At 67.8% G+C, this 12,469-nt stretch carries 12 protein-coding genes and 1 tRNA gene; 7 read left to right on the top strand and 6 right to left on the bottom strand.

Annotated features, from left to right (window positions below; translation table 11 throughout):
* Positions 1 to 119 precede the first annotated feature (119 nt).
* Entirely contained in the window at positions 120 to 587 is a 468-nt protein-coding gene (locus ABZ919_RS23720; protein WP_361251146.1) for a GatB/YqeY domain-containing protein, read from the bottom strand.
* Between the two features lie 548 nt (positions 588 to 1,135).
* Here ABZ919_RS23720 and ABZ919_RS23715 point away from each other — a divergent pair.
* The 3 genes from ABZ919_RS23715 to ABZ919_RS23705 all read left to right on the top strand — a co-directional run bounded on the left by ABZ919_RS23715 (position 1,136) and on the right by ABZ919_RS23705 (position 3,101).
* A complete protein-coding gene (locus ABZ919_RS23715) occupies positions 1,136 to 2,059 on the top strand; it encodes a metallophosphoesterase (RefSeq protein ID WP_361251143.1) in 924 nt (307 codons plus the stop codon).
* A gap of 144 nt (positions 2,060 to 2,203) precedes the next feature.
* A complete protein-coding gene (locus ABZ919_RS23710) occupies positions 2,204 to 2,962 on the top strand; it encodes a Pr6Pr family membrane protein (RefSeq protein ID WP_361251140.1) in 759 nt (252 codons plus the stop codon).
* Positions 2,963 to 3,027: 65 nt separating this feature from the next.
* A tRNA-Pro gene (locus tag ABZ919_RS23705) sits at positions 3,028 to 3,101 on the top strand.
* A gap of 82 nt (positions 3,102 to 3,183) precedes the next feature.
* On the opposite strand, the gene ABZ919_RS23700 is transcribed toward ABZ919_RS23705, so the two are convergent.
* Positions 3,184 to 3,750: a site-specific integrase gene (locus tag ABZ919_RS23700; protein ID WP_361251138.1), complete on the bottom strand. Its 567-nt coding sequence runs from the start codon at positions 3,748 to 3,750 to the stop codon at positions 3,184 to 3,186.
* A 364-nt stretch (positions 3,751 to 4,114) separates the two neighbouring features.
* On the opposite strand from ABZ919_RS23700, the gene ABZ919_RS23695 reads away from it, so the two are divergent.
* The 4 genes from ABZ919_RS23695 to ABZ919_RS23680 all read left to right on the top strand — a co-directional run bounded on the left by ABZ919_RS23695 (position 4,115) and on the right by ABZ919_RS23680 (position 6,872).
* Complete coding sequence (locus tag ABZ919_RS23695; protein ID WP_361251136.1) at positions 4,115 to 4,654, top strand: hypothetical protein; 540 nt, start codon at positions 4,115 to 4,117, stop codon at positions 4,652 to 4,654.
* Positions 4,655 to 4,980: 326 nt separating this feature from the next.
* Positions 4,981 to 5,211 carry a hypothetical protein gene (locus tag ABZ919_RS23690; RefSeq protein WP_361251134.1) on the top strand — a complete coding sequence of 77 codons (231 nt, stop codon included), beginning with the start codon at positions 4,981 to 4,983 and terminating at the stop codon, positions 5,209 to 5,211.
* A gap of 577 nt (positions 5,212 to 5,788) precedes the next feature.
* Positions 5,789 to 6,109, top strand: a complete 321-nt coding sequence (locus ABZ919_RS23685; RefSeq protein WP_361251132.1) for a DUF1932 domain-containing protein — start codon at positions 5,789 to 5,791, stop codon at positions 6,107 to 6,109.
* 112 nt (positions 6,110 to 6,221) lie between these two features.
* Positions 6,222 to 6,872, top strand: a complete 651-nt coding sequence (locus ABZ919_RS23680) for a hypothetical protein (protein ID WP_361251130.1) — start codon at positions 6,222 to 6,224, stop codon at positions 6,870 to 6,872.
* A 630-nt stretch (positions 6,873 to 7,502) separates the two neighbouring features.
* Here the strand turns inward: ABZ919_RS23680 and ABZ919_RS23675 are convergent.
* From ABZ919_RS23675 to ABZ919_RS23660, 4 genes are all read right to left on the bottom strand, one after another.
* Positions 7,503 to 7,964 carry an HAD family hydrolase gene (locus ABZ919_RS23675; RefSeq protein ID WP_361251128.1) on the bottom strand — a complete coding sequence of 154 codons (462 nt, stop codon included), beginning with the start codon at positions 7,962 to 7,964 and terminating at the stop codon, positions 7,503 to 7,505.
* Between the two features lie 315 nt (positions 7,965 to 8,279).
* Complete coding sequence (locus tag ABZ919_RS23670; RefSeq protein WP_361251125.1) at positions 8,280 to 9,716, bottom strand: DUF6177 family protein; 1,437 nt, start codon at positions 9,714 to 9,716, stop codon at positions 8,280 to 8,282.
* Between the two features lie 257 nt (positions 9,717 to 9,973).
* Positions 9,974 to 10,390, bottom strand: a complete 417-nt coding sequence (locus ABZ919_RS23665) for a hypothetical protein (RefSeq protein WP_361251122.1) — start codon at positions 10,388 to 10,390, stop codon at positions 9,974 to 9,976.
* A gap of 24 nt (positions 10,391 to 10,414) precedes the next feature.
* Complete coding sequence (locus tag ABZ919_RS23660) at positions 10,415 to 12,466, bottom strand: EndoU domain-containing protein (RefSeq protein ID WP_361251119.1); 2,052 nt, start codon at positions 12,464 to 12,466, stop codon at positions 10,415 to 10,417.
* Positions 12,467 to 12,469 lie beyond the last annotated feature (3 nt).

Below are 12,469 nucleotides of genomic sequence, written 5' to 3'. Positions count from 1 at the left end.
GGGGGTGGGGGCGCACTGGGGCTCTGGCCCGCCGGCGGTGTTCGGGGGGGGGGGGGGGCCCCTCATTTTGGTGTTGGGGGGCCCCCCCGCCGCCGTACGCGTGTCCGTGTAGTCCGGGCTCAGCCCTGCAGCAGCTTCTTCACCGCGGCGGCGACGCGTCCGCCCTCGGCCTGGCCGGCCACCTTGGGGTTCACGATCTTCATGACGGCACCCATGGCCCGCGGGCCCTCGGCGCCGGCCGCCTTCGCCTCTTCCACGGCCTGGGCGACGATCGCGTTCAGCTCCTCGTCGGACAGCTGCTTGGGCAGGTACTCGGAGAGCAGCTCGCCCTCCGCCTTCTCCCGCTCGGCCTGCTCGGCACGACCGCCCTGAGCGAAGGCATCGGCCGCCTCGCGGCGCTTCTTCGCCTCACGGGTGATCACTTTGAGGACCTCGTCGTCGGAGAGCTCCCGCTTCTGCTTGCCCGCGACCTCCTCCTTGGTGATCGCGGCGAGCGTCAGCCGGAGCGTCGAGGAGCGGAGCTCGTCGCGCTCCTTGATCGCGGCGTTGAGGTCGTGCTGCAGCTTCGACTTGAGCGTGGTGGTCATGCGGTCGATTGTCGCAGGTGTGCCGTCCCGAAGGCCCGCTGATTTAGGGGAGGCCGGCGGCGGGCGGGCGCAGGGGCGGCGGTTGGGCAAGAGGGGTGGCGGTGGGTGGAGGGGTGGCGGGCGAGCGGAGGGGCGGCGGTTGGGCAAGAGGGGTGGCGGGTGGGCGGACGGGTGGCGGGCGAGCGGAGGGGCGGCGGTTGGGCAAGAGGGGTGGCGGGTGGGCGGACGGGTGGCGGGCGAGCGGACGGGTGGCGGGCGAGCGGACGGGCGCCCATCGAGCCGAGGGGTGGCGGGTGAGCCGAGGGGCGGCCGCCGGGCCCAGTTGCGTCGGCCGGGTAGAGGGGCGCCCGTCGGGTAGAGGGGCGGCGGTCGGCCAGAGGAGCACCGCTCGGGCAGAGGAGCAGCTCCCGGGGCCGGGGCGCCAGCAGCTCCCGGGGCCGGGGCGCCAGCAGGGCCGGGGCCGGGGAGGCCAGCAGGGCCGGGGCGCCGGCCGGGCGATCGGATCCGGCCGGTCTCGCCGTACCGCCGGGGTCTGACACGATGGACGCATGCGCGCGCGATACGGAGTACCCCTGGGAATCATGGCGGCAGGCGCCGCCGGACTGGCGTACGCGGCGGGCTTCGAGGTCCGCTCCTTCCGCCTCCGACGAGTGACGGTCCCGGTCCTCCCTCCGGGCATGCGCCCGCTGCGCGTGCTCCAGGTCTCCGACATCCACATGGTGAGCGGCCAGCGCAAGAAGCAGCGGTGGCTGCAGTCACTGGCGGGTCTGCGCCCGGACTTCGTGATCAACACCGGTGACAACCTCTCGGACACCGAGGGCGTCCCCGAGGTCCTGGACGCGCTCGGCCCGCTGATGGAGTTCCCCGGTGCCTACGTCTTCGGCTCCAACGACTACTACGGCCCCCGACTCCGCAACCCCGCACGCTACTTGCTGGAGAAGACGAGCGGCCGGCACGGCCTGAACGGCAACCCGCCGGCGGTGGGCGTCATCCACAACCCGTGGGAGGACCTGCGCGACGGCTTCGACGAGGCAGGCTGGCTGAACCTGACGAACACCCGGGGTGTCCTGAAGATCGAGGGTGTCTCCGTCGAGCTCACCGGCCTCGACGACCCCCACATCAAGCGCGACCGCTACGCCCGGGTGGCGGGCGGCCCCTCGGGGACGCACGACTTCTCGTTCGGCGTGGTCCACGCTCCCTACCTGCGCGCCTTGGACGCCTTCACGGCGGACGGCTACCCCCTGGTCCTGGCGGGCCACACCCACGGCGGTCAGCTGTGCATCCCCTTCTACGGTGCGCTGGTCACCAACTGTGACCTCGATGCGGACCGTGTGAAAGGCCTGTCCACCCACACGGCGGACGGCCACACCTCCTACCTCCACGTCTCGGCGGGCTGCGGCACCAACCGCTACACCCCGGTCCGCTTCGCATGCCCACCGGAGGCGACCCTGCTGACGCTGGTGGAGCGGTAGCGAGGGGACGTTAAAGGGGGCCGTGAAGGCGAGCGGCGAGGGGGACGGTGGCGGCGAGCGGTGAAGGGGGGAGCGAGGCCGGGGTGTAACCCACTCGGACCAGCCCCGATAGCCCCTCCCCTCCCCCGCTCCTAGCGTGAGGGCATGACCGCCCCGATACCCAGGGAGATCCCGGACCTGCCCGCGGTTCCGGGCCCGCCCCTGCTGCTGCCCGCCCCGGTCCCGGCCACGGCCGTGGTGGCGCCGGTCCGCCGCCCCATGGTCGCGCTCTTCCGCTTCCTGACCGCGCTGGCGGCGGCAGGCGGCGTGGCCCTGGAGCTCCTGCTGGGCTCCCCGGCCCGCACGCTGAGCTACTTCGGCATCCAGACCGGCATCCTGCTGGCCATCGTCATGCTCATGTCGGCATCGAGAGCCTGGCGCGCCCGCCGCCCCCTCCCCTCCTCCGTGACAGGCGCCACGCTTCTCTACGTCCTGGTCTCGGCGCTCGTCTACCACCTGTTCCTGGCCCACACGACGCCCTCGTTCACCATGACCGGCGCGACGACGGTCCCGGAGCGCTGGCACGGCTCCTGGGCCACGCTCCAGATCCTGCACACCCTGACGCCGGTGGCGGCGCTGCTGGACTGGCTACTGCTCACCCCCGCGGCCCGCCTGCACCTCCGCCAGGCGGCCGCCTGGCTCCTCTACCCCCTGGCCTACCTGGCCTTCTACCTGGCCCGGGCGGCCTCCGTCGCCCCCTCGAACCCCGCCCGCTACCTCTATCCCTTCCTGGACGCGGCCACCCACGGCTACCGCAGCACCCTGGCCAACGCCCTCCTCCTGGGCCTGGCGATGTACGCCCTGGCCGTCCTCCTGGTAGCCGTGGACCACACCCGCCCGTCCCCGGTCCGCCGCCGCGTCTAAACCGGATTTCGTCTACAGCCACCAGTGGGCTAAAGTAAACGTCGTCGCCGCGAGAGCAGCGACACCGGGGTGTAGCGCAGCTTGGCAGCGCGCTTCGTTCGGGACGAAGAGGTCGTGGGTTCAAATCCCGCCACCCCGACGCTGGTGAGAGGCCACCTAGTAAATTTACTAGGTGGCCTCTGACGTACCCGGGGGCCAAACAGGGGGCCAAAGAGTTCTGATCAAGCCTCGCAGGCGGTCGCCTCGCGCCGCTGGGCAAAGATCACGTCCATTGCTTCCGCGCCCTCGGTGATGACCGGCCGGAGCTGCTTCCGGTAGACGGCCTCCGTAGTCGCCTGACTGGTGTGCCCGACAAGCTGCGCGATGCGCTCCAGCGGGATGCCGTGGTCCGAGAGCAGCGAGACGAAGCTGTGTCGCAGCTCGCGCGGCGTCCACTCAGGGGCCAGCCCCGCCCTTTTCACGATGGCCTTGAAGTCACGCCGCACGTTGGCCGCATCCAGCGGTTCACCGGACCTCGTCGTAAAGACGCGGCCGGCCGGGCTCCACTCCATCCCTCGGGACGTCCTTTCCTGCTTCTGCCACCGCTTGTGTTCTTCGAGGACGTCGACCACCTGCTTCGGCAGAGCGATGGTCCGCCGGCTCTTCCTGGTCTTGGTCTCGCCGTGCTTGCGCACCGATCGCCACACGGCGACGTGAGGCGGGGTGCCGTCATCCGTGTCCAGGAAGATGTGATCCCAGGTGAGGGGCCGCGCCTCCTCCGTGCGTACGCCGCTGAGGAGTGAGAGCACGAGGTAGGCGTACAGCCGCGAGGGGCGAGCCGCAGCGAGCACAGCTCCGCCTGCTTGAGGTTCAGGGCTTTACTCGGACGCCCTGGCCGTCCCTCCGGAGTGGTGACGAAGCGCGCGAGGGTGACTTGGAGCAGGCTCGGAGGGGACCGTCAGTCGGTGCCGTCCCTGATCATGACCAGCCGTGAACTTGCTGCCGAGCTGCGGCGCCGGTACATCTCAGAGCCCTCAGCGCAGGACTACCTAGCAAGGCTGCAGGCACTTGGTCAGGAGAGGCCAGGGTTCCTGCCTCAGTAGAGCCCAGTCGATCTGTACCGAGCGAGGCAATCCGCCCCGCGAGCACTCGGCTCGCAGGCAATCTAAGGGCATGCCCGACAACGTCGCCCGGATCATCGCAGGGGCCAGTGCAGCGTTTACCGCGTCCAGCATGGCCATCTCGTACGCCACGTACCGCAGAGCTAGACCACGGTTGAAGGTGGCTGATGACTTCTCTCTCGTCATGCAGGACGTGCCCGACGGAGTCGAAATCAGTTGCTACATGGAGATCTTGGTTCGGAATAGCGGCCAGTCGGCGGTAAAACTGACTGAGGTCATCGTGGAGCTCCGAGAGAGTCTCCCCAAGCGCTTCCTTAAGCACGCTCTCAGTCAGACTGCTGCTCCCGTACACACCTGGCACCCACAGCTCCCCCAGGGGGCCGATACGGACGCCACCGCCTTCGGCGGAGTCCGGTGGCGTATGAAGCTGTGTCGCTCGGACTTGGAGATCCTTGAGGCTGGGGGCGCGCAACTGCGCGTAGGCGTAGGACTCCTCTCAGGAGCAGTGGTTTACGGCCGCTGGCACCGTAAACCCAGCTGCCTGCCCAGCAGCCGCAGCACCATCGGAACCGGACGGCCGACTGCCGCTTGACGACATCCACTCTGCAACGGTCACAAGACACCGCGCAGCGGTCCCGAACGGCGCAGTTTCGAACCAAACCGGTAGAAATCTGGGGGTCGAATAGGGGGCCGAACAGTACGGCGGCACCAGGACGGGCCTGGACAGCAATGGACTGCGCCGGAGGCGAATGAACCGGTCAACAGCCGCGCACCACGGTCACAAAGGGGTCTGATGGCGTTCGGGACGAAGAGGTTCTGGGTTCAAATCTCGCCACCCCGACAGCCGTAACACCAGGTCAGGGCCGGTTTCCTTCCAGAGCGAACCGGCCCTGACGCTTTCCGCAGGGTCCCTGGGGAGTGAACGGGGAGTGGATCAAGGAAATCGACTCCCCGAACGTGGACGTCGATGCCCGCGTGAAGGCCTGGCACGAGACCCGGGAAGACCTGTTGGCACACGAGGTCGAGCCGTGGACCCTCATCCTCCGGACCAACATGCCCAGCCCAAGCGAGTCGGCCCGCGCCATCGTCGAAGCGCTCTCGCAGGGTGCGCCAGCCGAACCGCGAAACGCTCGGGAGCTTGTCGGGTGACGGTCCTTGGCATCCTGCATCCGGGCAGCATGGGCGCCGCCGTCGCCGCTCAGGCACGGCGGTCCGGCGCAGAGGTTCTCTGGTGCTCCGACGGACGTAGTCCCGGAAACGACGCACCGAGCCGACCAGTACGGGCTATCGGCCGTTGGCAGGCTCTCGGAGATGGCTGACCGAGCGGACGTCATCCTGAGCCTGTGCCCGCCCGCCGCCGCGGAGGACGTTGCGCGTTCCGTCGCCGCATACCCGTACTCTGGGACGTACGTCGACGGGAACGCGGTCTCCCCCGTGACGATGGCGAGAATCAGTAACATCATGCGGCCGTCCGGGGCGACGGTCGTTGACGGCTCTGTGATCGGTTCGCCGCCGTCGGCGTCGAAGAGCCCGCGCCTGGGCCTCTCGGGGCCGAGCGAGGCTCTGCCGAGGGTGGCCAAGCTCTTCGCTGGGAGCGCCGTCCAGGCGCGGGCCCCTAGATGGCGGCGTCGGGCAGGCGTCCGCTCTGAAGCTGTCGTACAGCAGCTGCCAAAAGGCGAGCCGCGTCCTCGCCGCCGTCGCATACGCGCTCGCCAGCGACCACGGGGTGGAGGCGGAGCTACTCGACATCGCTCAGGTGCGTACGACCAGCTACCTGGCGGAGACGGGCTACTTCCCCAAGGTCGCGGCTCGGACCTGGCGTTGGGGCCCCGAGATGAGGGAGGCAGCACTCACTTCGCGGAGGTCGGTCTGCCCTCTGAGCTGGCCGACGCTGCCGCCGCGGTCATGGAGCGCTGGGAGGGCCTCAAGGACACCTCGCCCGCACTCGCTCAGGTATTCGCGGAGCTACACGCCGCCCCGCCCGATGGGCCGGTCTCACAAACTGTCCCCACCGGGGGGTGACCCTCCAAGGTCGCTGAGTCAGTGATCAAGCTCAACTTTCGCTCAGGACCTTCATATTTCCTTGACGATCATTCAGGCACTCCATGATTGTTGTGTCCATGCCGCCCCGGAAGAGGGGCGGAGGGGAGGGAAGAGCCATGAATGCCACACTGACTCGCACATGCACAGCCGCCGCGCTGACCGCGTTTCTCGTCGTCGGAACCGGGGGAGTGGGTACTGCTTTCGCGGAGGACACCCCCTCGGTGCCGGACACCTCGTCGGAGGTCAATGCCGACCTGGACGGGAACCCGATCCCTCAGGCACCGGCCGACACCGACGTCTCGGTAGACCAGGGCGGGGACTCGGGCAACGCTAACCACCCGATGAACCCGGACGGCTGCCCGCCCGACGCGGGTTTCTCCTTCTCCAACGTCAAGGGCACGTTTGTCGGTGACAAGAGCAAGACCGTCTACGGACAGTCCGGCGTCACACTCTCGGTCTCGGTGGCCAAGGGTCACACCTGGACCGGCACGATCACATATTCAGCCAAGCTGAGCGAGTCATACCTCATCGCCTCTGCCGAGGAGTCCATCAGCGGCTCGATCTCCTACGCCAAGACCACCACCGTCACCCTTGGCGGGTCGTGGCAAGTGCCGAAGAATCAGAAGGATGGATGGCTCGCCCTCGGCTCGAAGGGCTACTCCTTCAACTGGGAGCACGGTTCCTACAATGGTGGCTGCAAGTGGATCGTCTCAAGCCATGGGACCGCCAAGCTCCCGGCGACCTCGCCCTACATCGCCCACTCGTGAGTCGAGGACGATCTGATGAAGCCTTCCCTGCCGGCTGTCGGCCTGTCGGCCCTGGCACTCCTTACGGCCTGTTCCGGTGGCGCTCACCCTCAAGCGACCGCCACCCACGGTGCGACGACAGGGACTGGCGCGGCGACGACTCCGGGACAGATCCCGACGTCCCCGGACCGCCTTCCCAATCCGGTCCAGTCCTCGATCCCTGTCGGGTCGAAGACCCTGTACACCGGGTCGGGGCACGGCGCGGGTGGTGTCACGCTTCCCGCGTCAGCGGGGAAAGCCTCGTCCATCAAGGTGATGTGGACATGCGCTGGCCCTTCCAAGTTCAACATCACCGCCGCCGGAGGGACCCTCGCCGGGTCTCAATGCGGTGACGGGAGTGGGGTGTTCACCGCAGACATACCGCACGCCAACATGCGCGAACGGTCTTGGAAGTTCGCAGCGGCCGATTCGGTGATCTGGCGCATCGTCGTCGTGCAGCCGCCCGCGAACTAAAGCAGTCTTGATGAAGTCAACTCTCCGTGGGCATAGGAGCTTTGGCGGGTGTTGTGGTGATGCCGAAGATACTGACGGTGCACTGCCCCACCAGAAGACCCGTTTCCAAGAATCAGCAGCGAACTCCACCCAAGCTGCTTAGCGGCTCAACCTCCGCAGCATCACGATGGCCCCTGCGGCACTCGACACGATGAGGTCGGGCTCGCGGAGGCCATCGACCCATTCACGGCCGCCGACCACCCAGGCGGTCCGCAGTCCGGCCGCCTGTGCCCCCGCTACGTCCGTCGCAGGGTTGTCGTCCACCAGCCACCCGCCGGCGCTGAGGGGGACGTCACAGGCCGCGGCTACGGCATCAAAGAGGGCGCGCTCTGGCTTCCGCACTCCGACACCTTCGGAGATGGCGACTCCATCGAAGAGCCGGGCGAGCCCGGTTACGTTGAGCTTGGCATGCTGGATATCGACCGCCCCATTTGTCGCAATCCCCGGTGTCCATCCCTCGCGGCGGAGCTCTTGGAGACCTTCCAGGACCCCGGCAAAGCAGTGCACCGAACGAGTCACTCCGTCGACGTGCTGACGCCACAGGGGTTCAAATCCCGCCACCCCGACACCGTAGTACCAGGTCAGGGGCCTGATCCACCCTGTGGATCAAACCCCTGAGTGGTTCCTGAAGATCGTTTGGGAGCAACCTGGGAGAAGGTCTTGGTCAGCTTCTCCCAGGCGGGACGACGACTGCCGCGTGCGGTGCGCCAGACCCAAGTGTCTCGCTGCTACGCGCCCGCCAGTTCGGGTCGGGGCGCACGAGACCCAGCCACCAGCCCACTCCGTTGAACGGCGCCGAGACAAAGCCCAAAAGACGCCGTGGGTGGTCTTGAAAACAAGATCCGGATCCCCGTGGGGGAGATTGAGCACCGGCGGTCAGGAGGGCCGCACACCTGCCCCGCTTCCACGTCGTAGGTGCTCGTTGATGTGTCGCAGGCGTTGCCAGGCGGCGGGATCGGTGCCGTCGCCGAGCGGGTAGTGCAGGGCGGGGCCGGCGGCCGGGCCGAGTCGGGTGGGCGCATTGCCCGGCAGGGCGTTGCGGGCATGGCTGATGCCGAGGTCGGCCACGGCATCCGGGCCGAGAGTGAGAGAGACCGGGATCGACGGTGGTTCGTAGTGGGCCGGAGTGGTCAGGTCCACGCGTGCCGCACGGAGTTCGCTGATCATAGTGGCGAGGTTGTGCCTGGCCGCGAGGGATTCGGCGAGCTGGGGCAGCAGCTCGATCGGTGCTTTCTCGTCGGCGGCGTAGCCGAGGGCCAGGGTGATGTGCTCCTCTACGCCCATTTGCGTGTGAGCGATGCGCAAGGTGGCGATCGCGGGGCGGTCGGCGGTTCCGACGGCGACAGCCCAGGTGGGCTGGGCCTGGCGGGCGCGGTTGCGAGCCAGGTCGGTCAGTTGCCTTGGCGACCACGGGACGTTGACGGGCTCGGCGGTGGCCCATCCGGCCGGCGGCGATCCGGTAAGGGTCTGCCAGACGTCCTCCAGGGCGCCACCGAGTATCAAGTGCTCCTGTGCGGGATGGATGGTGCGGATAGACAGCAGCAACTGCCGTTCGCCGCCCTTGCCAAGCGGCGGCTGGAAGGCGTCCGCGATCCGGGGACCGTTGTCGGCAGCGGGGGCGAAACGTCCGTCGTGCCAGCGCAGTACTGCTCCGGAGAGGCCGTCGTAATAGCCGTTTTCGGGGTGGCGTACGACCCAGCGTGCGGGCATGCGCTCCAGCACGGTGCGGGTGGGCAGGCTCAGGCGGGTATTGGGGGACGTGACGAGATACAGCTCCCGTCGGCCCTGTGCCACTGTTCGCACCGCCTCGGTCAGCCATGTCGTGGCGGCAACGACCGGGCGGTCGTAGATGACGATGACGCTCTCGTCGGTCAGCACATCCGCATCGGTCAGTACGTCCACGTCAGCGGGCGGGACCGTCACCTCACCCGTGGCCGGGACGGTCACGACGTCGGTATGGGCGGCTTCAGGCGGCCATGTGGTGCCGCCGAGCAGCGCTGTCAGCCGTCCCGCGACCGAGCCGGCGAGCAGCCTGGCTTCTGCGATGGCAGTGGACGCCCGCACCTCGGTCCACCACACCGGTCCCTCTGTCCGAACGCCAGGTCCCAGCAGCCGCTCCGTCTCGCCCGGCACTTGCAGGTAGCGAGGGGCCTCCACAGAGACCAGGAGCTTTCCGTCGTCCGTGCACAACTGAGCCACGGATCCCCCGCCCGCCCGGTTCACACGCAGGTCCGGGCCGCCTGCGTGCAGTGCGGCCAGCAGCGTCTTGATGTCCGGCATCTGCGGGGTGAGGGCGATGACGTCCTGGGGCATGTACTGCTTTCTGAAGCGTGGTCCTGCCGGACCGCGGGTTGTGCCTCGATCAAATGATGGGCGGTGTTCTCGGCGATCGGAGCTTGTCTGCCAGATCGGGGCCGAGCGTCGTCATAGTGCACGTACCACTTCTTCAAACATTGGCGGCGCCGATCAGTCCGGGGCGGCCGAATCATTCATCAACGCTATGAGCCCGGGCACACACTCCTGATACCGGGGGTTGGCGAAGGCGTCCCCAGGATCCTTTGCAGGGGGAATCACACCGTGACGTCTCGAAGCCCCGCGAGCGGGTCCCGCCCATTCTCCTTTACGTACTCGTTCCAGTAGGACACGACATCTTCGGGGTGCACCAGGAGGTAGTAGTCCCAGAAGTCGAGCAGGACCGCCAATGCCTTGTCCAACGGGAATTCACCCTGTACGTGCTCCAAGAAGTGATTTTCGATCGCGACGCACTGGGGGCTGATGGTGGCGGTGTGGGCGTTTCCATCCAGGTCTTCCGGGGTGAATCCGGGGTCGGACTGCGCCAGCCTCACCAGGTCGATCGCTTCCAGAATGGCCAGCGGGGAGAGCTGGATGTCGGAGGTCACCCAGTGCCCTAGAACCTTGAGCTCCGCAGGACCGTTGAAGCGCGGTGCCCCGAATTCGTCCTGGGCATAGTACTGAGTGCGGATCACTTACTGATCTCCTTCTGCTGCTTGCTAAGGCATGATCGGGTAGACGGTCTTCGCGTCACCCGTGACGGGGTCGAAATAGCCTTCAAAGGTGATCCCCTTGTATTCGCCTCGCCACATGTGAAGTTCGGGATCGACCACCTGGCTGTTCTCGAATGCCTTGACCATCGCCCGCCGAACCTCGTGCTCCGTCCACGCCGGCGGGAAGAAGGTCGTTTTGGCCCGCTTCATCACCCAGGTGCCGGTACGCGGATCACGCATCCACACGTTGCCCTGCGTCAGCCCCGTTTTGTGATCAATCTTCAGGATCTTCGGGACCTTTATGCCGCGGGGATCACGACCGCCTGGACGAAAATGGTATCCGACGACCCTGGGCTGGCCGTCCTTGCCGTACTTCAGCTCTCCCTTGAGCACGTGCTCGAAGGTGTGCTCGGGGATGTGCCCGCTCGGCTCGGGGGCGGGCGGCTGCGGTCCGTGCTGACCGTGGTGGAGACCTCCACCGCCGCCGTGCCCCGTGCCAGAGCCAGCGGGGCCGTGGTAACCGCCGTGGCCCCCGGACCCGTGGCCGGACCCATGACCGCCGCCGCTCGCACCGTGGTGAGTGGTGGGTGCCGTTCCCGTCCCCGAACCGCTGTGACCCGCGTGGCCGGGCTGGTGGGAGGCGGTGGGTGCGCCGTGTCCGGCTTCGCCTCCTGCGTGAGCGGCGTCATGGGACGACCCGGGCAGGGCGCCGTGGCCACTCGCGTGGGAGGTGGCTTCGGGCGCGCGGCCTCCGACGCCAACAAGTTCTCGATCACCTGGCCCAGCGGGAGACACGCGGTCAGCCGCAACAGGCTCGTGCCTGACCGGGCTGGTGTCGGGTGTGCCGTCGGGTTTGAGGGCGATGAAGTTGCCGTCCTTGTCGACCCTGTAGCGGTTGCTGAGGTCGTCGAGGGCGCCGTCGGGGAACCTTGTCTTCGGCAGTCGCAGGTGTTCGCTGACGTTGGTCAGTACCTCGGAGACCTTCGGCAGATCGGACAGGGCTCTTGCCGCCCTCGCGGCGCCGGAGATCGGGTCCAGGGCGCCTCCGACCTTGGCCACGGTACCGGCAGCTTCGACGAATCTGGCTCCCTTGCCCAGCCTGGCGAGCGCCCCTCCGGCTCCGCCTACCAGGGTGAGGATGTTGAAGCTGGTGACGGCGTGGGCGCGGGCCGGGTCCTTGTGCCACTCGTCGTAGGCGATGAACTGCTTGCCGAACTCCTTGGCGTACGCCTCGCTGCCGCGCTGCCAGTCCGAGAGGTGGTCGCCCTCGCCGACCGCGTCCATGCCGTAGGCGTAGGCGCCGACGACGGTGCGTTTGAGGCCGTCCCAGGTCTGGTGCTGTGCGTCGGAGCCGTTGACGCCGAGGAGGTTGTCCTCGAAGGTGCCCAGGCCGACGAAGCCGCCCCAGAGACTGTCCTTGACGATGCCGTCCCAGGCCCAGCTCTTGATGCCGTGGCCCCACCAGTCCATGCTCCAGCGGTCGTAGGTGCGGGCGACGGGAGTGCCCCACGGCAGGTCGGGCATGGACTCGAGCTTGTCGACGCTGATGCCGTACGTGCTGCCCTCGTCGCCGACGGGGCGGCACAGCGCCGGGCTGATGGCGCCGATCTTGACCGCCGCGTTGTGCTCCGCCTTCTGAAAGCCCACGACGGCTTCCGCCACGCCGTGCATGAGGGCGTTGTGCTCGTCGACCTTGTGCTGGTCCTTGGTCCAGCCGTCGTCGCCTTCGACGCTGTCGACGAAGGCGATCGCCTTCTCTTTCAGATGCTTCAAGCGGTCCGCATACGGCTTCGCTTCGCCGACGAAGGTGTCCAGGGCGTCGGCGAGGGACTCGATGTGGCCAGCGAACTCGTCCGCCGTGTCCATCACCGGCTGGGTGGAGGAGAGGAGCTGGTCCGCCTCCGGCGCCTTGTAGAACGCGGCTGTCGCCTGGAAGCGTGAGTGGACGTCCTGGCCGGCGTTACGTATGCCGATCGCGTGTTTGCGCAGCTCGGTGACTGCTTTGGACAACGCGCTGAAGTCGCCGGTGTACTGGGGTATTCCCCCCGGCTCGATCATGTC

It is taken from the genome of Streptomyces sp. NPDC046759 (genome assembly GCF_040645475.1).
Classification (GTDB): domain Bacteria; phylum Actinomycetota; class Actinomycetes; order Streptomycetales; family Streptomycetaceae; genus Streptomyces.
Note: the sequence above shows the minus strand (reverse complement) of the source record. Positions and strands in the feature narration are given on the sequence as shown.